This window comes from Aeromonas sp. ASNIH8, assembly GCF_002919855.1.
Taxonomy (GTDB): domain Bacteria; phylum Pseudomonadota; class Gammaproteobacteria; order Enterobacterales; family Aeromonadaceae; genus Aeromonas; species Aeromonas caviae.
Window position 1 is genome coordinate 16,728 of record NZ_PQLN01000010.1, and the last position, 25,012, is coordinate 41,739.

Below are 25,012 nucleotides of genomic sequence, written 5' to 3' on the forward strand. Positions count from 1 at the left end.
CCAGCTTGCCCGAGAAGTTATGTCCATCGCCTCAGCCAATACCGTTGTCGTGCTCGACTTCGAGACCACAGGGCTTTCACCCGGACAAGGGGATAGAGCCATCGAGATCGGTGCCGTCAGAATCAAGGATGGCCATATCAGTGAGCGTTTCTCGGCATTGATGAATCCGGGCTTCAACGTGAGCAGCTTCATCGAGCAATATACCGGGATCAGCAATGCCATGCTGAAACAGGCTCCCCCCTGTAACGAGGTGATGGCGGATTTCGTCGACTTTATCGGTGATGACAATCTGGTCGCCCACAACGCCTCCTTCGACAAGCGCTTTCTGGATGCGGAAATAGAGCGATTGCCGGCGCAATACCGCGGCCAGTTCGCCTGTTCCCTGCTGCTATCGAGGCGCCTGTTTCCCGATGCCCCGGATCACAAGCTGGGTACCCTGGTGCAATACCGGAGCCTGCCCAATGACGGGGTGTTTCACCGTGCCTTGGCGGATGCAGAGGTGACGGCCCACCTCTGGCTTGCCTTGTTGGAAGAGCTGGCGTGTCGACATGGCATTATCGACCCGGACTTTGAATTGCTGCTGACCCTTGGCAAGAAGCCAAAACAGGCGATTCCATCCTTCCTGCGGGAATATGCGACTCGGAAATAATATGTGCCGACATGCATCATCAATCATCCATGCCATGTCGGCACTGAATTTACCCGCCTTCACATCCATGATGGCCCGGCGTAAAGAGAGGCAGGCAAGCAGATAATTTAGCACTGCACATCAATGAAAAAGCGCGCCAAATGGCGCGCCTTTTGTTTCTGCTCTTCTGGGCGGCAAGGGCCGGAGCCCACTATCTCAACTATTGCGACCGATAAAGAGATCGGTCACATGGCAGCTACTTCTCGCGGCCAGCGCATCCAGCATGTAGGCTGCCGCGTCTTCCGGCGTCATGAAGCCGCTCGGGTCCACATGATCCGAATTCTCCCAGAACTCGCTGCGGATCCCGCTCGGATAGAGGTTCACCAGTCGCAGGGGAGCACTCTTCAGCTCGGCCCGCAAGGATTCGAGAAAGCCGCGCATGCCCCATTTGGAGGCGCAATAGAGGCTCTCGTTTGCCTTGCCGGTCTGGGCGGCAGAGGAGAGCACATTCGCCAGCACCCCGCCCTTGTCGCCGATGAGGCGTACCGTCTGCTGGGCCACCAGTATGGTGGAGATGAGATTGCTCTCCACCACCCGGCGGATCTGCTCGGCGGTGTAGACACCCACCGGGCCGAACTCGCCGACACCGGCACAGTGGATCACCATGTCGGGCAGGCCGCCCCACTCCACCGCAGCGGCAAAGGCGACATCCACCTCTTCGTGGTGCGCCAGATCGGCGGCAATGCCGATCACCGCCTTGCCGAGCAGCTCTTCCTGCTCCTGCAGTTTCTGGTAACGGCGACCCATCATGGAAACCTGATGGCCGCGTTCAACCAGCCCTATGGTCAGGGCGCGGCCCAGTCCGGACCCCGCGCCAGTCACTATGATGTGGCCCATGTGTGCTCCTCAGGGAGATCAGAAGGTGAATTCACCACCGATGAACCAGCCGTCGATGGTCTGATCGACGCGATCGAAGTCCATCTCGGCCTCACGCCAGCCGGCGCGGATCTTGAGCGGCACGGAAGAGAACTTGTAGGAGCCGCCCAGACGGTAGTCGTAGTTGTCGGCATCCTGCACCCGCATATCGCCAAACGCCGCAAAGCCGGTCCCCGGGATGCGTACTTCACCCCCGGTGTAGGCCATCAGCACATCCTTGTCATAGGAGTAGTGCTGGGTGTTGAAATCACCGTCGTAGCGACGACCGGTCAGACCCAGATCGATCTGGAACAGATCGTTGTTGAACAGGCGATAGTAGAGGCTCAGGTCGTAAGCCAGCAGATCGTTGTTGAAGCTGCCGCCGCTGCTGCTGAAGTCGGACATTTCGAACTTGGCGTTGGGCAGCAGCAGGATGCCGTGCTCCAGTTGCAGGTAGCCGCTCCAGTTGTAGTTCTCGTCGTAGCTGCCATCGGCACCCACGCTGCTGACCTGGCCACTTCCCTGGGCATTCCACAGATCGGCACCCGCCGCAAAACGCCAGTCATTGGCGGCCATGGCCCCATGGCTGAGCAGAGCCATCACAGTGCCGGCAATCAGGGTCTTCTTCATCACTTCGCTCCATTTTGGACTGGAAAGGCCATCATTTTACCCGCTGGGCAAGGAATACCTAGAGTAAAAAGCTGAACAAGCGTCCATAAATGTCAGTGCTTCATCCCTTTCATGGGTTCGACCGGCTTCACGGGCAGGCTCAGTGACAGCGTCTGACCATCGTCCAGGGTCAGGGTCAGCGGGAAGGGCGTGCCCTGGGCCAGGGTATGGATGTCGAACAACATGATGTGCAGGCTGCTGGGCTTGAGCACGGCCTCCCCCTTGGCCGGGATCTCGATGCTCTCCACCTGGCGCATCTTCATGACGCCGTTCTCGTGCAAATGGGTGTGCAGCTCGACACGGCCCGCCTCAGGGGACGCACCCGCCACCAGTTTCACCGGTTTGTCCCCATCGTTCCTGAGCACCATGAACGCCGCCGTGTTCGGCGAGCCAGGGGGCAGCAGGCGCACATAACCATCGACCGCGTCGACCTTGGCCAGGGCCGGGGCGGCCAGAAGCAGTGCCATGGTGGAATAAAACGCACGTTTAAACATGGTTGAAATCCTTTTATGATGTTGTTAAACGAGACAAAGCTTACCCCTGTGGCAAGCATTTGACAGCCCCCGACAACAAGGATTCAGACATGGCCCTCACAATTCTGGCCGAACAGCAGGACGGCTTGCTCACCCTGACCTTCAATCGACCGGAAAAGCGCAATGCCCTCAACACGGAGACGTATCTGGCGCTGACCGACGCACTGCGCCAGGCCGCCCGGGACGAAGAGGTCCATGTGCTGCTGTTGCAGGGCCAGGCGGAGTGCTTCACCGCCGGCAACGATCTGGCCGACTTTGTTGGCAAGCACGCCCTTGAGCCGGACGATCCCATCCTGCAATTTCTGCACACCCTGGCCGACTTCCCCAAACCGGTGATCGCCGCCGTGGGCGGCCCGGCAGTCGGCATCGGCACTACCCTGCTGCTGCACTGCGACCTGGTCTATCTGGGTGACAACGCCCGGCTGCAGCTGCCTTTCGTCGAGCTGGGGCTGGTGCCGGAGTTTGCCGCCAGCTTGCTGCTGCCACGCGCCGTCGGTCACCTCAAGGCGGCGGAGCTGTTGCTGCTGGCAGAGGCCATCGATGGGGAAGAGGCGCTGCGTCTCGGGCTCGCCAACCGGGTGCTGGCCCCGGCGGACCTGCTCCCCTTCGCTCGGGAGCAGGGACTGAAACTGGCGGCCAAGCCGCCGATGGCGCTCCAGAAGAGCAAGGCGCTGCTCAAGCAGGAGCTCAAACAGGCGGTGCATTTCGTCATCGACCTGGAAGCGCGCGCCTTCGCCCAGGCCCTGCAAGGGGAAGAGGCGCAAAGCCGCATCGCCAGCAAGCTGCAAAAACGGCGCTGAACTCAGTTGAGACGGAACCGGCCTATCAACTCGCAGCCCTGCACCCTGTCCTGCACCTGAATAAGCCGGGCAATCTCCGGATTGGGGTGGCGCTTCAAGAAGGAGAGCAGGGCGGCGCGGCAGCAGCCCAGCTCACTGATGAGGGATTCGCACTCCCGGTTGGGGCACTGGGGCACCAGGGCGGTGACCAGCTCGGAGGCGAGCTTGAGGTAGCGCAGTTCATAGGCGGGCTCTTCCATGGCACGCCAGAAGTCAGCCATGCGGTGACAGGTGGCGACCCGCATGCTGGCCAGTTCGTCCAGATCCCCGGAGGCCAGCTCATAGACTTCCCCCAGGGCCTGCTGATAGAGGCAGATCGCCGTACCCAGAGCCCCCATGCCAAGGGCATTCTCCGCCTCCAGCATGTAACGTTGCCAGTTCTGATGTTCCATGTTCCTCTCCTTTGCCGACACGAGTGGAGTCTGTATCATGGCCAATCGAGAACAAATATCAACCAGACCCTTTGTGCTGGTTTTTATAGCACTTGGCAACCTGGGGGCGTCTCGATTACGATCCTCACCCTCGATATTCAACTGCATGCATCACTCATGACGCCTCGTCTCCCTCAAATGCTGGGCTGCTCCCTGCTCTGCATCCCCCGCATGCTGGTCTGGATCTATTAGCTGCGCTCTATCGAACGCCACTAACCAGATCCATCAACAAGAGGGAATACCAAGATGAAACCCTGCAAGCACTGGTCTCAGGTCGAATATCTGCACCTGACTGTGACCAATCCCAACATCTGTCTCAAGGGGAAGCACAGCTACTACTCCGGCGCCTGGGACGGTCCGTTCGAAGACGCCGCCGTACGCTATCTACATGGCGACAGCTTTAGCCGCCATCCCGACACTGGCTGGGAACCGCTATGGCACATCGACAGACTTCACATCGGCGACTACGTGCAGATCGCCGCAGGTGTGAAGATCCTGATGGGGGGCAACCATACCCACAATACCGACTTCATCAGTACTTATCCGTTTCTGGAGATGGAGGCACTCAAGCGCAGTTATCGACCGGCTGGCGATACCTGCATAAGCAATGATGTCTGGATCGGCATGGACACGATGATTATGCCCGGAGTCAGTATTGGTGATGGTGCCATCATTGCAGCGCGCTCGCTGGTCAATCAGGATGTCCCACCCTACGCCATGGTCGCAGGGACGCCCGCCAAAGTCCTGCGAATGCGTTTCGGCGATGACGACATCGTGCGACTGCAGGCGCTGGCCTGGTGGGACTGGCCCGATGAAAAGGTACAGGCGCTGCTCCCCTGGATCCAGCAAGGGGAAGTGTCCCTGCTAGAGCAAGCGGCCAAGCAGTGGCAAGAGCATTCGAGCCCACTCACTGGGCGCTGAATACAAAAAAGGGCGACCCGGTGTCGCCCTCTCTTGTGAATATATTTGCTCATTTCGCAATTTGTGACGGATTGACGCGACACTGCTTGCCGGGGTAACCAGGCAGATCCGCCGCCTTGCTGCTGCACGCCAGCCGTTTGGCTTCGGCGAGGCGATCCGCGAGGTTGACCTCATCGATCGGCTGCCAGGCCATCTGCTGGCCGAGCCAGCTGGCCCAGGCAAACTCGACGAAGTAGACCTGATCCTTCTTGCTGAAGTAGCCCGCATCCTGCAACAGCCCCGCCAGGGTGCGGTAGGGATAATCCGGCAACTCACCGATATGGCCGGGCAACTGCTCGGGAGTCAGGGGTTGACCCCGTTCATCCTTGAGCCAGGCCCAGTGGTTGTTCTGCATCTGGCTCCAGAAATTGGCCCTGTCCTGCAACCGTGCGATCACCTTGACCCTGACCTGCTTCACCCCCTGCTGCCACAGCGCCTTGGTCAGGTGGTGCCTGTCCACCAGCCAGTAACCCCCATCCGGCGCGATGACGATAGGGATCTCTTTCTTTTTCATCAGTTTGTCGAGCTGCTTCTCGCTCTTGTCCGCCAGCTCCCGGGCAGTGGTATCCACCTGCAACTGACCGACGCCACCCTGGGTGGGGTGCAGCGCCTCTATGTTTACCTCGCACCAGCTTCCCACCGGGCTGCTCTTCTCGCACGGGGACAACGCCCAGGCGCCCTGGCTCAGCACGCAGGCCAACAAGATCCATGCTCTCATCACTCTCTCCTTTTCCTGGCGCTCACGGCGCCCCCTCGTTGACAGCCGCATCGGATATCATGGGACTCATGCTGGCGGTCTGACCAGCAAAGGGGATATCATGATTTCCCATCTGCCGGCGATGCATTCTCGCCGAGTTTTCTCCCCGCTTCACACATTTTGAAGGATTCACCATGAAAGGATGGAGCCCCCTGTTGGCCCTGCTGGGCTGTGCCTGCGTCCAGGCTGCCGATGTGCCGCCCGGTACCCCACTCGCCGCCGAACAGGCCGTCGTCCGTCATCTCAAGGATGAACCGGCGAGCCTGAGCCCTCTCAAGCTGGTGGGACTGCCGGAGCTGCAGGTCCTCAGAGACCTTTACGAGGGGCTGCTGACCCAGGGGCCGGACGGCAAGGTGCTGCCCGGGGTGGCCGCGAGCTGGGAGAACAAGGACAACCGGCAGTTCACATTCCATCTGAGGCAGGATGCCCGCTGGTCCAACGGCGACCCCGTGCGCGCCGCCGACTTCGTCTATGGCTGGCGCAAGCTGGTTGACCCCAGGGAAGCCGCCACTTTCGCCTGGTTCGCCCAGCTCGCCCGCTTCGACAAGGTGGACGACATAGTGGCAGGCAAGCTGGCCCCCGATGCGCTCGGGGTGGAGGCCGTCGATGACCATACCCTGAAGGTGACCCTCTCCCAGCCGGTGCCCTATTTCCTGAGCCTGCTGACCCACCCCAGCCTGTCGCCCCTGCACCAGGCCAGCATGGAACAATATGGCAACCAGTGGACCCAGCCCGGCAAGCTGGTGGGCAACGGCGCCTTCGTGTTGAGTCACCGGGTGGTGAACGAGAAACTGGAGCTGACGCCCAATCCCTACTACTGGGATCGCGCCCACACGGTGCTGACCCGCGTCACCTTCGTGCCCATCAACCAGGAGAGCGCGGCCACCCACCGCTATCTGGCCGGGGATCTGCACATCACCGAATCCTTCCCCAAGGAGCAGTACCAGAGCCTGATGGCCCAGATCCCGGGGGAGGTCTATACCCCGGAACAGCTCGGCACCTACTACTACGCCTTCAACACCCAGCGCCCGCCCCTCAATGATGTGCGGGTGCGCCAAGCGCTCTCCTACACCATCGACAGGGGCCTGATTGCCGACAAGGTGCTGGGCACCGGGGAGAAACCGGCCTACCACTTCACCCCGGACGTGACCGCCGACTTCGACCCCAAGCCCAATCTGCTTTCCACCAGCAGTCAGCAGGCGCTGGACGAGCGTGCCAGAGCCCTGCTGAAAGAAGCGGGCTACGGCCCAAGCAATCCCCTCAAGCTGACCCTGCTCTACAACACGGCGGAAATTCACAAGAAGATGGCACTGGCCATCGCCAACCTGTGGAAACAGAAGCTGGGGGCCCGGGTCGAGCTCACCAACCAGGAGTGGAAAACCTATCTCGACAGCCGTCAAAGCGGCCAGTTCGAGGTGATCCGCTCCTCCTGGGTCGCCGATTACAACGACCCCTCCGCCTTCCTCGGGCTCTGGGGATCGGGCCACAGCGGCAACATGGCCCGGTTCGCCAACCCGGCTTACGACAAGCTGCTGGCGCAGGCGGCCAACAGTCAGGATCCCGCAGAACGGGCCCGCCTGTTCGATGAGGCCGAGGCCATCTTGCAGAAGGAGGCCCCCATCGCCCCCATCTACCAGTACACCAATGCCCGGCTCATCAAGCCCTGGCTCAAGGGGTATCCCATCAACAACCCGGAAGACGTGGCCTACAGCCGTCAGCTCTACCTCGTCAAACACTGAGTCCGGGGAGGGGTCGGGACATCTGACCCCTCCTGGCACTGTTCCTGTTCAAGTTCCCGGCATAAAATGCCGCCTCTTTTCATTCATCAACCCCGTGATCCGATCCTGCCATGCGTGCTCTGCTCCTGATTGCCCTGTTTGTTGCCCTTCCCGCCAAGGCCGCCGATGAAACCGAATGCCGCCAGGCCTTCCTCGAATGGATGTTGAGCCAGCAGAAGCAGTTCAGCGACCGCAAGGCCAGCAAGATGGAGCGGCGCAATGCCGAACGAGCCATCGATCAGGCCCGGGATGCCTTCGCCAAGCAGGAGAGTTTCTGCCAGGCCATGGCCTGGGTCGCCAGCGCAGAAGACAATGACCCCCGCTTCAAGCCGAGGACGGGGGAGATCCACGACTTCACTCCCCGCGGCTGAGCCGCCATCTACGACTTTTTTCAGCCTTTCCCGTGTTGATTTATTGACCCAAGCCAAGGTGGTGTAACAGTCCGCATCTACAATGACGCCGTAACAATCACAAAAATAAAAAATAATTTTATCAGTTACTTGGCTCATTCAGGATGCGCACATGACCACAACCCGGCACGAAGGGGAGATCCGTTTCCCCGATCACATATCACTGATCTCGACCACGGATCCCGCCAGTCACATCACTTATGCCAACCAGCACTTTTGCGATGTGGCGGGCTACAGCGCGACCGAAATGGAAGGGGAGCCCCACAATCTGGTCCGCCACCCCGACATGCCCAAGGCCGCGTTCGCCGACATGTGGCGCCGCCTGCAACAAGGAAAGAGCTGGATGGGGCTGGTAAAGAACCGCGCCAAGAGTGGTCAGTTCTACTGGGTCAACGCCTACGTCACGCCGATTCTCAACGATCAGCAGCAGATCATCGAATACCAGTCTGTCCGCACCCGTCCCCAGGATCACGACATCGCCTGGGCAGAGCAGCTCTATGCCCGGATCCGTGACGGCAAGGCACTGCCCTGGCTGGCCCGGCTGACCCTGGAGCCGGGGCAGCTGTGTCTGCTGCTCTCTGGCACCGCCCTGCTCGGCATGGGGGCCAGTCTGGTCACCGGCCAGCCGGGGTGGGGAGTCATCACCCTGCTCTGCTTGCTGGCCCAGATGGGACATGGCTGGCATCTGCAACGGCGGCTGGCCAGGCTGCTGGCCATGGCGGGCGAGGAGCAGGGCAGCGCCCTTTGCCAGGTACTCTATGCCAGGCGTCAGGACAGCCTGGCCGCCCTTGAACTGCTGCTGCGCATGAAGAAGGCGGAGCTGCGCGCCGTGGTAGGTCGCAGCGCGGACACCAACCAGCAGATCCTGCAGGCGGCGGAAGATGACAGGGGGCATATCCAGACCATAGACACTCACCTGCAACAGCAGCGGGCCCAGAGCGAGCAACTGGCGGCGGCCATCACCCAGATGAGCCAGTCCATCCGCGATGTGGCTGACAATGCCCACCAGGCCAATGCGCTGGTGGGCGAGGTCCAGCAGGTGTCCGCCAGTGGCCAGCAGGCGCTGGCCACCACCCGGGATTCGGTCGACAGGCTTCATCAGGAGCTGGACGCCAGCCAGGGCGTGCTGGCGCGCCTGACCCAGGACAGCCAGAAGATCAACGGCATTCTGGAGGTGATCGGGCAGATTGCGGATCAGACCAACCTGCTCTCCCTCAATGCGGCCATCGAGGCGGCACGGGCCGGTGAACAGGGGCGCGGCTTTGCGGTGGTGGCCGACGAGATACGGGCCCTGGCCCAGAAGACCCGCAGTTCTACCGGCGAGATAAGCGACATGATAGGGGCGCTGCAACAGAGCACCCGGCAACTGTCCGATGGCATGGAGCAGGGGGCCCAGACATCAGTGCTCTGCCAGCAGCACATGGGGGCCACCGCCGAGGTGCTCGACCAGATCAACCGGATGCTGGCCCGGGTGACCCACACCAGCGACGAGATAGCCCAGGCGGTGAGCCAGCAGGCGGATGTCACCAGCACCCTGGATCAGGGGATCCACCAGATCCACCAACTGGCGAGCCACACCGCGGACAACAGCCGTCAAGCCCTCGATGGCATCACCCTGCTGGTGGAGCGGCTGCAAAACCTCTCCCGCCTGATCAACCAGTTCCACGACTGACCCCCTTGCCGTGTAGTTTGGCGCGCCCCCGGGCGCGCTGCCGATCTCTCCTCTCCTTCACGACGACAGGCTCCCGCCGGGGGCAAGAAGTCCGTCTCAGGATTTGCCCTTGAACTGCTTGATGCTTCGCTTGCCCTGGGTGCGACGGTTCGCCTGCTTGTCTCTTGGCGCCCGTTTGCTCTCCCCGCTGGCGGGTTTGTCGGTCACCGGGAAACCTGCCAGCGCCGCCAGGGGCAGGGGCCGACCGGTCAGGGCCCGGATCCCCTCGAGCGCCTCCCCATCCCCGTGGCAGGTAAGGGAGATGGCCAGACCGCTCTGTCCGGCACGGGCGGTACGACCGATACGATGCACGTAGACGGGCGCATGCTCCGGCAGATCCAGATTGATCACCACCGGCAATGCCTCCACGTGGATGCCGCGCGCCATCAGGTCCGTGGCCACCAGCACCCGCACCCTGCCCTCCTTGAAATCCGCCAGCGCCTGCTCCCGCGTGGCCTGATCCTTGTTTCCGTGCAGGGCCGCCACCGTCATGCCAGCCCTGGCGAGTTTCTTGGCCACCCCGTCCGCGTCGTCCCTGGCACTGATGAAGACCAGCACCTGGGGCCACTCTCCGGCCTCCAGCAGGGCGATCAGCGCAGGCACCTTGCTGCTCCTGTTGACCAGATAGAGCCGCTCCTCGATGTCGTTCACCAGGCTGTTGAGCGGCTCGGCCTCGATGCGCACCGGATCCTGCAGCAGGCCCGAGGCCAGGCTCTCCAGCTCGACCGGCAAGGTGGCGGAGAAGAGCATCTGCTGCCGCGCCTCCGGCATTGCCTTCATCAGCCACTGGATATCGGGCCAGAACCCCATCTCCAGCAGGCGATCCGCTTCATCCAGCACCAGCATGCGCAGGGCACCCAGCCCCAGCGTCTGCTGGGCCAGCAAGTCCCGCAACCGTCCGGGGGTCGCCACCAGCAGTTGGGGGCCGAGAGCCAGTTCCTGCTCCTGCCACTCCTGGGCCACCCCGCCACACAGGGTCAGAAGGCGCACCCCCAACCCGTCGGCAATCTCCTGCAGGGCGGCGCTCACCTGGCTTGCCAGCTCCCGGGTGGGGACCAGTACCAATCCCTGTACCCGGTCACTGGCTGCGTCCAGCCTCTGCAGCAGCGGCAGGCCGAATGCCAGGGTCTTGCCACTGCCGGTCCTGGCCAGGGCAAGCAGATCCCGTCCTGACAAGGCAGCAGGAATGGCTAGCTGCTGAATGGGGGTCGGTTTTTCCAGCGCTGCGGGCAGCAGGGGCAACAGGGCGGGGTCAAGGGCGAGTTCGTCAAACGTCATGGGGATCGCAGATACAAGCTGAACGAGGATGTGGAGGCGAAGTCTAGCCAGACCCACCCCATAAGTAAAAGGTTCGGGAGCGCAATAAAAACGGCCTGCCCCGTGTGAACGGGGCAGGCCGTCAGGCAATCAGCCTGTGGCGCGACTTACAGAACGGCCAGGGCGGCGGCGTAGTTCGGCTCGTCGGCGACTTCGGCCACCAGCTCGCTGTGCAGCACCTTGTCATGCTCATCCAGTACCACGATGGCACGGGCAGCCAGACCCACCAGCGGACCGGAGGAGAAGGCCACGCCGTAGTCCTGCAGGAAGGAGACGCCACGCAGGGTGGAGAGGTTCACCACCTTGTCCAGACCCTCGGCGCCGCAGAAACGGGCCTGGGCGAACGGCAGGTCGGCGGAGATGCACAGCACGACGGTGTTGTTCAGGGCGCTTGCCTGCTCGTTGAACTTGCGTACGGAAGTGGCGCAGGTCGGGGTGTCGACGCTCGGGAAGATGTTCAGGATCTTGCGCTTGCCGGCGAAGGTCGCCAGGGTCGCATCGGACAGATCGCCAGCAACCAGGGAGAAGGGCTTGGCCTGCTCACCGGCAACGGGGAAGTGGCCGGAGACGGAGACGGGGTTGCCTTGCAGGGTGACGGTATTGCTCATGTTAGGTCCTTGATGATTGATGTGGGATCCAGGGTCCCCAGTATAGGCCCGCCACGGGATGACAAACACCCGCTAATGAAAGGGATTTGGCATCCCTTTGCATCCCCCCTGCTCCAGAGGCAGCTCAGCGGCCACTGACATGGCCCCGGACAAAGAGGAGAAGAGGGCTTGACCTTGGACTTTACACCAAGGTTTACACTCGGCTCAGTCATCCAGGATCCCGCAGGGGCGGGATCCCTCAAGAGGAACGCATCATGAGCAAATCCTGCTGCAGCCATCAACACGCCGCCGCCCCCATCAAGGCCGTCAGCAAGGCCGCCACCCCACAGGCCGGGCACAGCCACACCAGCCACTGCTGCGACAACGCGGCACAGGCCAGTGGTGTCGCCAACCCGACCCGCCACGATCATCAGGGGCAAAGTGGCGCAGACGGCCCGGGGGATGAAGAGCCCCCCAGAGGCACTTGCGCCACCGACACAGCCCACGACCACGATCATCATGAGCAGGGGCACGCCCACACGGGCGCCGCGACCGAGCCGCCGCTGGCTACCCCCGAGCAAAACAGCCGCCGCCACAGCTGGCAGGTGCTGGGCATGGATTGTCCCAGCTGTGCACGCAAGATAGAGACCGCCGTCAGCCGGCTGGAGGGCGTACAGCAGGCTCGGGTGCTGTTTGCCACCGAGAAGCTGGTGGTGGATCTGGCCCCCGGCCTCTCCCCCGATCCCGTCACCGCCGCCGTGCTGGCCGCCGGCTTCCAGCTCAAAGGGGGAGCTCAGAACACGGCTCGCAGCGAACCGGGCCGCAGCCCGCTGATGCAGAGAGTCAGCAACCTGCTCGGCAAATACTGGCAGCCCCTGTCGCTCGCCGGCTTGATGGGGGTGGCGGCCCTGCTGCCGAGCCAGATCGGTCAGCCGCTGTTTACCCTGGCCACCCTCTGGGGGCTGTGGCCCATCTCCCGCAAGGCATGGGCGCTGACCAGAAGCGGCTCCCCCTTCGCCATCGAGACCCTGATGACGGTCGCCGCCGTGGGGGCCCTGTTCCTCGGTGAAACGGCCGAAGCGGCCATGGTGCTGCTGCTGTTCATGCTGGGGGAACATCTGGAGGCCTACGCTGCCGGCCGCGCCCGCGCCGGGGTCACCGCCCTGATGGCGCTGGTGCCCGACAAGGCGCTGCGCATCCGCACCACTGCCGAGGGCGAGGTGCGCGAAGAGGTCGCTGCCGACCAGCTGCGTCCCGGTGACATCATCGAAATCGCCCCGGGCGCCCGCCTGGCCGCCGATGCCCGCCTGCTCGACCCCCTCGGCGCCTTTGACGAGAGCGCCCTGACCGGCGAATCCATCCCGGTGGAGCGCCGTCAGGGTGACAAGGTCCCCGCCGGCAGCCTGGCGGCGGATCGGGTGCTGCGCCTCGAGGTGGTGTCCGAACCCGGCAACAACGCCATCGACCGCATCCTGCATCTCATCGAGGAGGCCGAGACCCAGCGCGCGCCCATCGAGCGCTTCATCGACCGCTTCAGCCGCTGGTATACCCCGGCCATGATGCTGGTTGCCCTGCTGGTGGTGCTGGTACCGCCGCTTGCCTTCGGCCAGAGCTGGGACGAGTGGGTCTATCGCGGGCTGGCGCTGCTGCTGATCGGCTGCCCCTGCGCCCTGGTCATCTCCACCCCGGCGGCGGTCACCTCGGCACTGGCGGCAGCCACCCGGCAGGGTGCCCTCATCAAGGGGGGCGCCGCGCTGGAGCGCCTCGCCCACATCGATACCCTGGCCTTCGACAAGACCGGCACCCTGACCCTGGGCAAGCCGCAGCTGACCGAACTGGTGAGCCTCAATGGCCAGCCGGAGGCCGAACTGCTGGCGCTGGCGGCCGCCATCGAGCAGGGCTCCCACCACCCGCTGGCCCGCGCCGTGGTGACGGCGGCAGGGAAGCGGGGTCTTGCCCTGGCGGCGGCCCAGGATCTGCGCGCCCTGCCCGGCATGGGGGTAGAGGGTCGCATCGACGGCACCCTCTGGCAATTGCTGGCGCCGAGTCGGGTCGCCTCCCTCGATGACGCAACACGGGGCCGGGTCGCCGCCCTGGAGCTGCAAGGCAAGACAGTCGTGGTGCTCGATCAGCCCGACGCCGCCCCGGCCGCCCTGCTGGCCCTGCGCGACCAGATCCGGCCGGAAGCGGCTGCGGCGCTGCAAGAGCTCAACCAGCTCGGTCTGCAGAGCATCATGCTGACCGGCGACAACCCCCGCGCCGCCGAGGCGATCGCCACCGAGCTCGGCATGGGCTGGCGCGCCGGCCTGCTGCCGGAGGGCAAGGTCGATGAAATCGCCACGCTCGGCCTCAGCCAGAAAGTCGCGATGATCGGCGACGGCATCAACGACGCCCCGGCCATGAAGCGGGCGAGCATCGGCATCGCCATGGGAGGCGGCACCGACGTGGCGCTGGAGACCGCCGATGCGGCACTGACCCACAACCAGCTCGGCGGGGTTGCCGCCATGATCCGGCTCTCCCGCGCGGCGCTGGCCAACATCCACCAGAACATCGCGCTGGCGCTGGGGCTCAAGGCCATCTTCCTGGTCACCAGCCTGCTCGGCATCACCGGCCTGTGGATTGCGGTGCTGGCCGACACCGGCGCCACCGCCCTGGTCACCGCCAACGCCCTGCGCCTGCTGCGAAAACGCTAGGCCGACCGTTAACGGTACAACCAACAGCCGCCCCAACGGGGCGGCTTTTTTATTGCCTCTCCCACAGCAAAGAAAAAGCGCGGCTGCCGGTCGGCAGTCGCGCTTTGCTTACTCTCTCGGTGTTATCCCGCCCTTGGCGAGGCGGAATTCAACCCGGGGCTGCCGAGCCAACCCCGGGCTCGATGGGAAAGACTTACTTGGCGCTGCACTCCTGGATGATGACGCTGCCCACCTCGCCGGAAGTCTGAGTCGGGTCAACCTTCACCAGGAAGCTCCACAGACCCTGTTCCAGCGTGATGCTGTTGTTGCCCATGCCACCGTCGCCGTGCTGGAGCGGGTAAACCTGCTCGGGCTCCAGTGCGATCAGGGTGCCACCGGCATCCTTCACGAAGAACTGCTTGCTCCAGTTGCCATCGTCGTTGGCAAACTTGAAGTCAAAGCTGCCCGCGTAGTTGAAGGTGGCCTGATAGATGGCGAGGTTGCCTTCCATCCCCTTGTAGCTCAGCTGGTAGGCCGGCTGGGCGTTCCAGTCGCTCAGACTGCCGCGCACATAGAGCGGGAAGCCGAGCGGATTGCCCGCGACGGTATCCAGCACCTTGCAGCTCTGCGCCGGTTCGGTGTAACTGACGCTCAGGGTGGGCTTGTCCTTGTTCATGGCGGTGAAGACAAACTTGTAGGTGCCAGCCCTCTCCACGTTGAACGGCAGATCCCCGCCATTGGCACAGAGCGTATTGACCTGGCCGGTCGCAAGCTGGTCGGTATCGCTGCACTTGCCGTAATTGACGGGGCCACTCCACTCGTTGCCAGCGATCTTCACCTGGGTCGACCCCAGCTGATCCGCCGTCACCTCGGTGGTGAACTCATAGGTGAAGTTGCCACTGAAGTTCATCTTGTTGACCGGATCCCACTGATTCAGGAAACCGCGCACGAACACCTCGGTGTCACCAAAGGGAGGCAAGGTGCTCAGATCCGTCTTCTTGCTCACCGGCAGCCCCGCGCCCTGGGCACCGCTCTGCGGCTTGACGAACACCGCCGCCGACCAGGCGCCAAGGGTCAGCTGACCGCTGTCATTGGCCGCCCCGCTGGCGATGCTGTCGGAGTCACGGTGGGCACCGCTCAGGACCATGCCGGTCAGATCGATGGGCTGATCCTTGCCGTCACGGAAATCGCCGATGCTCTGGGGCCGATTGGTGGCGTTGATCATCACCACCAGGCCGTCGATGGCCGGATCCAGATCCGCACCGGCGCCCACCCCGTCATCCACACTCATCACGATGAGACCCGGGATCTGCTCAGGGCCTGTGTTGCGGAAGTCGACCCGCTTGATCACCTCGGCGCCGCTGCCAAGACGCAGCAGACGAGAGGATTGACGCAGTTCGGAGAGCTCCTGGTAGAAGTTCACCATCTGATGCATCTCGGCCGAACCCGGCTTGGCGTGCTGGCCAAGCACCTGCTCGATCAGCTCGTAGTTGGCCTCGTCCTTGTCCTTGCGCGGCAAGCCCTTGTCGAAGTTGTTGTCGCCAAGGGTGTAATCGACCCGGTTGTACCAGTCACCGGAGTCGTAGCTGTCCCGCTCCATGGACTTGGAGCGCAGCAGTTCGACACCCGCGTGGGTGAAGGGAATGCCCTGACCCAGCATGGCAGTCGCCAGAGAGACCCCCTGCATCCGCACCAGGTCGGCCCCGGCGGGTGCCTTGTACGCCAGGTTGTCGAACAGGGTCTGGTTGTCGTGCTTGTCGACATAGTTCTGGATTTCGGTCGGATCCTGGGCATAGCCCGCCGGTTGACCGTTGTAGTCGATGTCGGAGCCTTTCTTCGGAATGCCGTCCTTGTCGGTCAGCACAAACTCCTTGAGGTTGCCCGCCATGCCGAGGCGCACCAGATCGGACTGATGCAGAGCGGTGGCGAGATCGACGCCGTCCAGCTCGTTGGCATCCACCAGGGCACCGTTGCCAAAGCCCTGGGTCTTGCGAATGGCTTCGCCGCCGTCGAACGGGCTGCCCCCGCGCACCGCATCACGCAGCCGGTCGGAGAAGGAGCCGATGCCGGTACCGGCCAGATGCTTCTGGGTCGCCTGCACGAAGCGCTTGTCATCCTGTACCTCGCCGAAGTTCCACCCCTCGCCGTAGAAATACATGTCCGGATTGACCTTCTTCACCTCGGCCAGGGCCTGCACCATCTGATCTTTCGGGTGATGGCCCATGAGGTCGAAGCGGAAGGCATCGATCTTGTAGTCCCGTGCCCAGGTGACCAGGGAGTCATCCATCAGCTTGGCGAACATGGCGTGTTCCGGCGCCGTGTTGGAGCAGCAGGTGGAGTTTTCCACCGAACCGGTCTCCGGATTGAGGCGCTGGTAGTACCAGGGCACAATCTTGTCGAGCACGGATTTGGAACCGAGACCCGCTTCGTTGGTGTGGTTGTAGACCACGTCCATCACCACGTTCATGCCGATGTTCTGCTTGATGGCCTGCACCATCTCGCGGAACTCCTTGATCCGGGTCGTCCCCTCCGCATTGGTGGCGTAGGAGCCTTCCGGAGTGGTGTAGTGGTAGGGGTCATAGCCCCAGTTGAAGGAGTCCACCCCGCGCAGATAGCCGTACAGCTCCTGCACCACGGGGTTCTCCTTGCTGTCGCTGGCTTGCAGATCACCGAGCACGGCTTCGATGGTCTCGCCGCCACCACAGTGGCTGGCAAACCTGGAGTTCTTGACCTCGGGATTGACCTCGCACAGCTTGCTGAAGTCATCGCCGATGTTGGCCACCTTGGCCGGGTCCTCGTTGACGGTAGCGATGTCGAACACCGGCAGCAGGTGCAGGTGGCTGACGCCGCTCTTGGCCAGGGATTTCAGGTGGGTGACGGGCACGCTGTCGCTGTCGGTCAGCCCGAGGAACTTGCCGCGGTGCTCCACCGGCGTCGACTCGTCGTTGCCGGTCAGATCCCGGACGTGGGCCTCATAGATGGTGATGTCGGCGGGGTTCTTCTGGCTGTGGGGCGCCTTCAGGCTGTCCCAGCCTTCCGGCTTGAGGGCCGGATCGTCGAGATCCACCACCTGGCTGAACTCGGAGTTCATCGCCAGGCTCAGGGAGTAGGGGTCGGTCACCTGATAGGATTCCAGCTTACGGCTGACCGGGTGATAGACCTGGATATCGTAGCGGTAGTATTTGCCGACCAGATCGCTGCCCCCCTGCACGCTCCAGCTGCCGCTGGCCTCGTCCAGGGTCATGGCGCGCTCGCCAAGCGACTTGTGCTGCTCGTCGAACAGCGCCAGCTTGACCGACTTGGCGGTCGGCGCCCAGAGCCGGAAGGTGACATTGCCCCCCTCCACCACGGCGCCGTAGGCCAGCTTGGTGGCCGCTTCGCTGTAAAGGGCATCGAGGGCACCGGCACTCTGCACCAGGGTCGCCCCCTGCAGGATGCCGTCCGCATCGGTCCCGATGGCGACCAGCTCACCCTTGAGCAGGGGCTTGAGATCTTTCCCCGCAGGCAGGGCGAAGGCGGCGGCATCCTTGAGGTGCGGGTATTTGGCCTGCTGCTCTTCGGTCAGGCTGGTCGGGGTCAGCTTGAGGTAGGGGAAATCGAATACACCCTCGCTGTTTGCGGTGATGGTGCCTGACTCTGTGTAGTAGAGGCGCACATAGGGCTTGTCCTTGCCCCCTTGCCAAATCAGGGTGTTGTCGTCGATGAGATGGGCACTGGCCCCCGCCACGCCGAAGGCGGCGGTGAACGCTTCCGCCCGGCTGCCGAAGATCTCGTTCTTGCCGGCGACGATGGCCACGGTGCGATCCGGGTGATCACTGAAGACCACCTTCATGTCGCTGCCGGTCAGGTTCGCGAGATCGCCGTTGCGGGCGATGAAGTTGATGCAGCCTTCCATCTTGGAGAGCGGCACGACCCAGGCCGGACCAAAACTGTCCGCCGCGGACGGCGTCTTGCTCTTGTCATCCCAACCGGTGTTGAGGCCGCCCTCCGAGGTCGAGTTGCAGGCGTCGTTGTTCCACAGGTGCAGGCTGTGGCTGGCGAACGGGCCGGTGACACCGCGCGCCGCGCTGGTCTGGGTATCCACCAGGGCGATGACCGCTTCGTCGGGGCCGGCCGTCAGCAGTTCGGCCGGGGGCTGGACGTTGGGAAGACGAGCGACGGGCTCATCCTGAGGGGCAGGGGCAGGAGCAGAAGAACTGTTGTCGTTACAGCCTGACAAAAGCGCGAGCAGTGAGGCTGTTACCAGCGCCACTTTGGTCTTTTTCATATCCATTTTTTTATAATTCCCGCTGTAGTTAGTCTCGATATCCGAGTACCCGGTCATTGCCGAGCGGTGTCATATTAATCAGCGGGAATTGCCGTAAATGTGAGCGGATGGGCAAAAAAAACCAATCCGCATCAACAAGATAACGTTTTCATAACGAAAACTCGATCGCGCTCACAGACCTGGCACCGCTTTCGGCCCATACCAGCGAGAAGAGGGGAGCGAGTGACGAAATCAATGTCCAATCAAATGGATAGAGGGGGCTGGGTGATGAAACGGATTGAGGAGCAGGCCAGGCGGCTGGACCAGGAGTATCAGGGCATTGCCCAGTTGTTCGATCAGTTCTGCCAGCAGGCCGGCGTGCTCGCCGAACGCTATCACTTCTTCAACTGGCCGGATTATGAAGAGAGCCCTCCCCTCGCCCGCGCCTTCACCCTGCTGGGGGAACCACGGGAGCTGCGGCTGCGCTGTCAACCCGGCGAGGGGGGGTCCCTGAACGGCCTCCTCCAGGTGTGTGGCGAGGAAAGCAAGGTTCACGCCAGCCTGGGCTTTCATGCCGACGGCCACCTGCTGCTGGAGCCGGGCCGCCTGCTCGACGACCCGCCGGGACTGCTGCTGAGGCTGATGCTGGGCTCCCTCTGGCAGGATCAGGAGAGCGAGCCTCCCCGCTGACCCCCGCCAGGGGCGTCAGTCGGCAGACACTTCGATGGTCAGGTGCACCAGCTCCTCGTGGATGGCGAGGCGCTCGCGGATCGCCTGTGCCGGGACCGGGGTCGCCATCTGCAACGACATCGCGGCGGCATACTGCATCTGCCCCACCCGCCAGACGTGCAGATCGCGGATCTCGGCGCCAGGCAGCTCGGCGATCACCTCGCGGATCTCGTCCACCAGGGGCGCATCCATCTCCGCATCCAGCAAGACGCGCCCGGTATCACGCAGCAGCCCCCTGGCCCACACCGCCACCAGCACGGCCCCGGCGATGCCCATCAGGGGATCCAGCCAGTCCGCCCCCCACAACATGCCTCCCACCAGCGCCAGAATCGCCAGCACCGAGGTGGCCGCGTCCGCCAGCACGTGGAGGTAGGCGGCGCGCAGGTTGAGATCCTGATGGCCGTGGTGGTGATCGTGCGAGTGGTCGTGATGACCGTGATGGTGGTCGTGACCATGGTGATGGCCGTGATCGTCCCTGAGCAGCCAGGCACAGGCCAGATTCACCAGCAGGCCCAGCAGGGCAATGCCGATCGCCTGCTGATAATGGATGGGGCTGGGGTCCAGCAACCTGGCCACCGACTCGAACAGCATCAACCCCGCCACCCCCACCAGCAGCAGGGCGCTGCTGAAGCCCCCCAGAACCTCTATCTTCCAGGTACCGAAGCTGAACCTGTGATCCCGCGCAAAGTGGCGGGCAGCGCGATAGGCCAGCACCGAGAGGCCGAGGGCCAGGGCATGGGAGCTCATGTGCCAGCCGTCGGCCAGCAGCGCCATGGAGTTGTAGAACCAGCCCCCACCGATCTCCGCCACCATCATGACGACGGTGAGCAGCACGGCCCAGCGGGTCTTCTGTTCGGCCAGGGGATTCCCTTCGTGGACGACGGGGTGGTGGCAGTGGGATGAGGCGAGGGATGACATGGATTTCTCCTGAAAACGAGGATGCCATATACTATACCCCAGTATAGTTTTATTGATCGAGAGGATCCTGGATGTCACACACGGTTCACGACAAGAAGAAGCTGCTGGCACGGGTCAGGCGCATCAAGGGGCAGACCGGTGCCCTGGAGAGCGCTCTGGAACAGGAAACAGACTGCGCCGCCATCCTGCAGCAGATCGCCGCCATCCGCGGCGCCGTCAACGGCCTGATGCTGGAGGTACTGGAGGGGCACATGCGCGAGCATCTTGGCGCCGAGGAGGCGACCCATGCCGAGCGGCTGGAGGATCTGGATCAGGTGGTGAGGGTACTGCGTTCCTATCTGAAATAAGGGCGCCCGGTGATGACGGGCGCCCCTGTCAGTCGAAGTCCGCGTAGGGAGTGAGAGGCCTTGGCGGCATGTCGAGATCCCCTTGCCAGGGCTTGAAGGTGTAGCGCAGGAACAGGGTGACATGGCTGGGGGCATAGTCATCCGCCTGCTGGATGTCCACCCGGTCACCGATGCGCCAGTGCTCCGTCAGCCTGTGTTCCACCACGCCATTCAGGGTGTAGCCGAATCCACTGCTACTGCCCCCTTTCACAGGCGCATTTCTGTCTGGCAAACCGCTTGGCAACAGGCCTTCCAGCGGGTAGCGGCGACTGTCGTCGGTACGGGCGTAGGACCAGGATCCCGATCCCCCCAGCTCCCACGACCAGTCCGGGGTTCGCTGCCGGTAGCTGACCGGCACCGAGAGCGAGAAGTACCCCTGCGGGCTGTAATACCCCCCCTGCCCCAGGGTATAGCCCCCCAGATCCTGCTGGTAGTGCCACAGCATGGTGCTTAGCCCCACGCTGGCACGGCGATGGGTCTCGTTGACGAACTTGTAATAGCCCCCTCCCATGAGCCGGGTGCGCCAGTTGTCGGGCACGTTCTTGCCGGTCAGCAGGTGCTGCTGGGCGCTGCCCCAGAACCCGACGGCCCCTCCCAGATCCCGGCTGAGATCGAGGCGGATCCCGTTCGCCCGCACCCCGCCCCAGCTGATGCCCGTGCCCGGATCCACCGTTCCCCCATAGGAGAGCAGCGAGCTGCTGACGGGCCGACGCGAGAGGGTCATCCCCCACCCCAGCGTGTGCCAGTCACCGGTCAAGGTGGCGCCACCAACCCAGTCCACCACCTCGAAACCGAGGGGCGTGGTCCCCAGATCGAACGCCCAGGCCCCCCGCTGCCAGCCTGCCGCCAGGGTGGTCCCCCGGCTCTGCTGGTGCGCGTCCCCGCGACAGTCCCTGGCCGCACAGGTACCGAACTGCGCCCGGTAAGGGGAGTCCGGCAGATCTCCGGCATCCATGTCGACCAGTTCAAGGCGGCCGAAGGCGGTACCACCGGCCAGCGGCGTATCCAGTTGCGCCATCTGGGTCAGCGCCCGCAAATCCGAGTAGCCCCCGGTACCGCTGGAGCCCCAGTAATCGCTGTCGAGGGAGAAGGTGGTCTGGCTCTGCCGGTAATGCCTGTCGAGATCGCTGCGCAGGCCGGATGTCAGCCACCCCTCCCCATCCTGACTGCGGGCCAGCCGGGTCAGCTCGCCCCCCTCCAGATCCTCGCGGGGGGCCAGACCTGCGGCCACCAGCCCCTTGCGATCCCGCACCAGGGCCTCTTCCACATCATGCTCGGCAAAGCGCTGGCGGGCGGCATCGCGCCAGAACAGTGCCGCCTGCTGGGAGGCCGGTTGCAGCGCCACCAGGGGTTCGTAGTCGGTGAAGATGGCGCGGGCTGTCTCGCCCTCTCCCAGCGCCTGATAGAGATTGGCTACCCGGCGGTAGTAGTTGGCCCCCTCCGGGGGCAGCGGGCTGACCGGCCAGGCGGGCAGCCAGTGACGGGCCTTTGCCAGATCGCCCCTGGCCTGGGCCAGTTCGGCCATGCCAAGCCTGGCCTCGGGCTGTTGCGGCGTGCGGGCAAGCACCTCCTGATAGCGCTGCTCCGCCAGTGCATAGGCCCCCCGATCCGTGGCCCACTCCGCCAGCATCAGGCTCGCCTCTTCATCCGGCTGCAACGGCTGAAGCAGGCGTTCGGCCCCCTCATCATCCCCGGCCTCGTGACGCGCCCTCGCCCTGGCGAGCACCTCGTCACGGGCGAGGCGCAGATCCAGCGCATCCATGTCCTGTGTCCAGACGGACCTAGGGATGGCGGCCAGCACCCCTCTCGCCTCCACCGTCTTGTCCTGCCCCGAGAGATAGAGGGCGGTGGCGTAGCGCAGAGTGGCGTCCTGGGGCCGCGCCGCCAGCCGTTCCCGCAAGAGCCGCTCCCCGCTACCGGCTTCCCCGAGGCGGGCCCGGGTATCGGCTACTCGATAGGCCAGCCACACCTCTTCCGGGGTCAGCGCGAGTGCCTGCTCGCGAAGGCGCAGCGCCGCCGCCACCTTGCCGGTCCGATCGAGCTGATCGGCCTCCTCCTGCAACAGCCCGGCCTTGAGCCGCCGCCCTTCGGCCTGCATCCCGGGGGTGCCCTGCTGCTCCAGCAGGGCCAGGGCACGCGCCGGATCCTGCTCCTTGTAGAGATCGAACAGGCGGGCCAGGGCCCGCTCCCGCGCGCTCCCCATGGCGAGCGCCTTGCGATAGGCGGACTCCGCGTCGGCATCGCGATGACGGCCACGCTCGCTGTCTCCGAGCCCCAGCCAGGCTTCGGGCTCACGCCCATCCTGGGCGATGGCACGGCGATACAGGGTCGCCGCCTCATCCCACTGCTCCCGTTCCAGGGCGCTGCGCCCCTGGCTCACCAGCAGCCAGTAGCGGTTGGTGGCCAGCAGGCTGCGCCATTTGTCCTTGTCGGTCACCTCGGGGTGTGCCAGCACCCGTTCAAACTGGGCGATGGCCAGCGCTCGCTGATCGTTGCGGGAGTAGGCCTGCCCGAGGGCCCCCATGAGTTCGGGATCCCCCGGGTTGGCAGCCAGGGCACGCTGCAAGCGGGAGATGGAGGCACCACCTCCCGCCGTGCTTGCGAGCGCCGACTAGCGTGCACGATAGGCAGGCGAGGCCCACTTCTCCTCCTGGGTAGCGAGCAGCTGTTCCGCCTTGGTGGTATCCCCTTCGCCAAAGAGCACCATGTACTCCTGCAAGGCAGCGATGCTCCCGGGACCGATGGGCAGGGATTCGATGTCCGCGAGCCAGATCTCGGCGGCCTCGTCCCGCTGATAGGGGTCTCGCGCCATCTCGCGCAACAGGTTCTGCGCCCCCTGACGCCGACCCTCCGCCAGATAGAGGCGAGCCAGCCCGCCCCGCACTCTGGGCTCACCCGGATATTGCCGGTTGAGTGCCTCCAGGGCCGCCAGCCCCTTTGCCTTCATGGCCGGGATCCGTGTCTGCAACAGGGCATAATCCACCGCCACGTCGAGATTGGGGGGCAAGTCACCGGAGAACAGGGAGCGATAGAGACGCTCGGCCTCCTCCAGCCTGCCGGCGCTGGTCAGCAGCCTGGCTTGTTGCAGTTGCTGGCGCCTGGCCGGTTCGTTCAGGGCCAGGTTGGCCATGCCCTGACGATAGAGCGCAGAGCCGGGGTCTTGCTTGCCAAGGCGGGCCAGCAGTGTCCCGGCCTCCTTGACCTTGCCCTGGCGCAGGGCCTGACGGGCCTGGGCTGCCAGCAGCTCCGGATGATCGGGCTCCACCAGGGAGAGAGAATAGAGGCTGTTGCTGACGAGATCTTCCCGCCCACGGGCCTCGCCAATCCTGACCTGCTCCAGCAGCCAGGCCACCGGCTGTACCGTCCCTTGCGCCAGGGCTCCGCTCATCAGGCAGGCGAGCAGGCACCCCAGGGTCACTCTGCCTGACATGACTCGCTCCAATCCGGCTGCAGGGTACCGTCGGCGGCAAAGCGATAACGCCCCTGATCCCAGCCTGCGCCGAACAGGGTCAGCACGCTGCCGTAGTAGGCATCCGCATCCAGCCCGTGATCGGAGACCTGCTTGCGCAAGGTGACCTGCGCCGGCAAGCCCCGTGACAGGGGCAGGAGGGCGGCGGCAAAGCCGCTCGGCCCCTTGCCCTGAACCTGACCACTTTGGCTGGATACCCGCTCGGGAAGATGACCCGATTCGGTCAGCTGCGCCAGCATGGGGGCAAAGTGGGCCACCAGGGAAGCCCTGGCGGGATCCTCCTCGCTCAACATGCCGAGCCAGAGATAGACGCGGATGGCGTCATAGCCACCGGTGTCGCCCTTGTCCGCCGTCACCTGCCACCCCTTGTCGGCCTGCCAGTCCACCCAGCCCGGGGCAAAGCCACGGGGCGTACTCTCCTGCAACAATTTGGGCAAGAGGGCCCGCATCTCGCCCCAGGGCCCCTTGAAGGAAGCGAATCTGGCCAGCAGTTGTGGGGGCAGATAACTGGGGTTGAGGGTCCAGCGTCCCTCCCCCTCATAGCCTTTCGCCCCGGGCAGCAACACGGGGCCGAGACCCGGCAGCGTGGCGACCTCCTCCCGGGCGATACGCCGCAGCAACAGGGTGCCGAGGGCAGAGTAGCTGTGGTTGTCCCACAGGCGACCCGCCTCCAGCAGGCTGTAGGCTATCCAGAGATCCGAATCGGACGCGCTGTTCGCATCCAGCACACCCCAGTTGCCGTCCTGCTGCCTGCCCCAGAGCCAGGATGGCAGGAAGCCGGTCAGATCCCCGCGGGCGAGCTGCCGCTCCGTCCAGTCAAGCAGGCGGGCAAAGGTCTCCCTGCCATCGTTGACCAGGGCGAAGAAGAGGGCATAGCTCTGGCCTTCCGAGGTGGTGATGCGGCGCCCGTCGGCAGGGTCGATGACCCTGCCCTCTTCACTGATGTAGTGCTGGCGAAAGTGATCCCACTCCGGCCAGTGGCAGACGGCCTGCGCCGGGAGGGAACAAAGGGCCCAGAGGAGCAGGGCACCACAGACATTTTTCATCTGAGTCATCT

At 64.0% G+C, this 25,012-nt stretch carries 21 protein-coding genes; 9 read left to right on the forward strand and 12 right to left on the reverse strand.

The genetic code is table 11. The features are described 5' to 3' along the window. Positions 1-19: 19 nt before the first annotated feature. Complete coding sequence (locus tag C3418_RS04415) at positions 20-649, forward strand: PolC-type DNA polymerase III (RefSeq protein WP_103858043.1); 630 nt, start codon at positions 20-22, stop codon at positions 647-649. A 195-nt stretch (positions 650-844) separates the two neighbouring features. Here the strand turns inward: C3418_RS04415 and C3418_RS04420 are convergent, their stop codons facing one another. The 3 genes from C3418_RS04420 to C3418_RS04430 form a co-directional block, all read right to left on the reverse strand. Beyond that, positions 845-1,525, reverse strand: coding sequence for an SDR family oxidoreductase (locus C3418_RS04420; RefSeq protein ID WP_010672863.1), 681 nt, complete (start codon positions 1,523-1,525; stop codon positions 845-847). Between the two features lie 18 nt (positions 1,526-1,543). Then, positions 1,544-2,173: a TIGR04219 family outer membrane beta-barrel protein gene (locus C3418_RS04425; protein WP_010672862.1), complete on the reverse strand. Its 630-nt coding sequence runs from the start codon at positions 2,171-2,173 to the stop codon at positions 1,544-1,546. Between the two features lie 92 nt (positions 2,174-2,265). Further along, entirely contained in the window at positions 2,266-2,706 is a 441-nt protein-coding gene (locus C3418_RS04430; RefSeq protein ID WP_103858044.1) for a copper chaperone PCu(A)C, read from the reverse strand. An 89-nt stretch (positions 2,707-2,795) separates the two neighbouring features. Here C3418_RS04430 and C3418_RS04435 point away from each other — a divergent pair, with 89 nt between their 5' ends. Beyond that, positions 2,796-3,545: an enoyl-CoA hydratase-related protein gene (locus C3418_RS04435; RefSeq protein WP_041211009.1), complete on the forward strand. Its 750-nt coding sequence runs from the start codon at positions 2,796-2,798 to the stop codon at positions 3,543-3,545. 2 nt (positions 3,546-3,547) lie between these two features. On the opposite strand, the gene C3418_RS04440 is transcribed toward C3418_RS04435, so the two are convergent. Further along, positions 3,548-3,976, reverse strand: coding sequence for a DUF2753 family protein (locus C3418_RS04440; RefSeq protein ID WP_010672859.1), 429 nt, complete (start codon positions 3,974-3,976; stop codon positions 3,548-3,550). A gap of 285 nt (positions 3,977-4,261) precedes the next feature. Between C3418_RS04440 and C3418_RS04445 the strand changes: the two genes are divergently transcribed. After that, on the forward strand, positions 4,262-4,936 hold the full coding sequence (locus C3418_RS04445) for a CatB-related O-acetyltransferase (RefSeq protein WP_103858045.1): 675 nt from the start codon (positions 4,262-4,264) through the stop codon (positions 4,934-4,936). Positions 4,937-4,985: 49 nt separating this feature from the next. Here the strand turns inward: C3418_RS04445 and C3418_RS04450 are convergent, their stop codons facing one another. After that, positions 4,986-5,693, reverse strand: coding sequence for a ParB-like protein (locus C3418_RS04450; RefSeq protein WP_103858046.1), 708 nt, complete (start codon positions 5,691-5,693; stop codon positions 4,986-4,988). 173 nt (positions 5,694-5,866) lie between these two features. Here C3418_RS04450 and C3418_RS04455 point away from each other — a divergent pair, with 173 nt between their 5' ends. The 3 genes from C3418_RS04455 (at position 5,867) to C3418_RS04465 (ending at position 9,592) form a co-directional block, all read left to right on the forward strand. Next, positions 5,867-7,471 carry an ABC transporter substrate-binding protein gene (locus C3418_RS04455; protein WP_042881582.1) on the forward strand — a complete coding sequence of 535 codons (1,605 nt, stop codon included), beginning with the start codon at positions 5,867-5,869 and terminating at the stop codon, positions 7,469-7,471. Between the two features lie 110 nt (positions 7,472-7,581). Then, positions 7,582-7,881, forward strand: coding sequence for a hypothetical protein (locus tag C3418_RS04460; protein ID WP_010672856.1), 300 nt, complete (start codon positions 7,582-7,584; stop codon positions 7,879-7,881). A gap of 151 nt (positions 7,882-8,032) precedes the next feature. After that, on the forward strand, positions 8,033-9,592 hold the full coding sequence (locus C3418_RS04465; RefSeq protein WP_069784888.1) for a PAS domain-containing methyl-accepting chemotaxis protein: 1,560 nt from the start codon (positions 8,033-8,035) through the stop codon (positions 9,590-9,592). Positions 9,593-9,688: 96 nt separating this feature from the next. On the opposite strand, the gene C3418_RS04470 is transcribed toward C3418_RS04465, so the two are convergent. Further along, positions 9,689-10,909: a DEAD/DEAH box helicase gene (locus C3418_RS04470; protein WP_103858047.1), complete on the reverse strand. Its 1,221-nt coding sequence runs from the start codon at positions 10,907-10,909 to the stop codon at positions 9,689-9,691. Positions 10,910-11,055: 146 nt separating this feature from the next. Continuing rightward, a complete protein-coding gene (gene tpx, locus C3418_RS04475) occupies positions 11,056-11,556 on the reverse strand; it encodes a thiol peroxidase (protein WP_010672853.1) in 501 nt (166 codons plus the stop codon). A 254-nt stretch (positions 11,557-11,810) separates the two neighbouring features. Between tpx and C3418_RS04480 the strand changes: the two genes are divergently transcribed. After that, the gene (locus C3418_RS04480) at positions 11,811-14,228 is read left to right on the forward strand and encodes a zinc/cadmium/mercury/lead-transporting ATPase (protein WP_103858048.1); all 2,418 of its coding nucleotides are present in this window, start codon (positions 11,811-11,813) and stop codon (positions 14,226-14,228) included. Positions 14,229-14,421: 193 nt separating this feature from the next. Here the strand turns inward: C3418_RS04480 and pulA are convergent, their stop codons facing one another. Continuing rightward, entirely contained in the window at positions 14,422-18,480 is a 4,059-nt protein-coding gene (pulA, locus tag C3418_RS04485) for a pullulanase-type alpha-1,6-glucosidase (protein WP_103858049.1), read from the reverse strand. Positions 18,481-18,741: 261 nt separating this feature from the next. Here pulA and C3418_RS04490 point away from each other — a divergent pair, with 261 nt between their 5' ends. Continuing rightward, entirely contained in the window at positions 18,742-19,143 is a 402-nt protein-coding gene (locus C3418_RS04490) for a hypothetical protein (protein ID WP_103858050.1), read from the forward strand. A 15-nt stretch (positions 19,144-19,158) separates the two neighbouring features. On the opposite strand, the gene dmeF is transcribed toward C3418_RS04490, so the two are convergent. Beyond that, positions 19,159-20,100, reverse strand: coding sequence for a CDF family Co(II)/Ni(II) efflux transporter DmeF (gene dmeF, locus C3418_RS04495; RefSeq protein WP_103858051.1), 942 nt, complete (start codon positions 20,098-20,100; stop codon positions 19,159-19,161). Between the two features lie 71 nt (positions 20,101-20,171). On the opposite strand from dmeF, the gene C3418_RS04500 reads away from it, so the two are divergent. Further along, a complete protein-coding gene (locus tag C3418_RS04500) occupies positions 20,172-20,447 on the forward strand; it encodes a metal/formaldehyde-sensitive transcriptional repressor (protein WP_041214512.1) in 276 nt (91 codons plus the stop codon). A 28-nt stretch (positions 20,448-20,475) separates the two neighbouring features. Here C3418_RS04500 and bcsC read toward each other — a convergent pair whose 3' ends face one another. Genes bcsC through bcsZ form a run of 3 tightly spaced genes read right to left on the reverse strand, consistent with a single transcriptional unit; the run spans position 20,476 to position 25,010 of the window. Then, positions 20,476-23,052, reverse strand: coding sequence for a cellulose synthase complex outer membrane protein BcsC (bcsC, locus tag C3418_RS04505; RefSeq protein WP_181023064.1), 2,577 nt, complete (start codon positions 23,050-23,052; stop codon positions 20,476-20,478). A gap of 45 nt (positions 23,053-23,097) precedes the next feature. Continuing rightward, positions 23,098-23,916 carry a tetratricopeptide repeat protein gene (locus C3418_RS04510; RefSeq protein ID WP_103858053.1) on the reverse strand — a complete coding sequence of 273 codons (819 nt, stop codon included), beginning with the start codon at positions 23,914-23,916 and terminating at the stop codon, positions 23,098-23,100. Beyond that, on the reverse strand, positions 23,901-25,010 hold the full coding sequence (gene bcsZ / locus C3418_RS04515; RefSeq protein ID WP_258039804.1) for a cellulose synthase complex periplasmic endoglucanase BcsZ: 1,110 nt from the start codon (positions 25,008-25,010) through the stop codon (positions 23,901-23,903). The genes C3418_RS04510 and bcsZ overlap by 16 nt, the downstream gene beginning before the upstream one ends. Between the last annotated feature and the right edge of the window lie 2 nt (positions 25,011-25,012).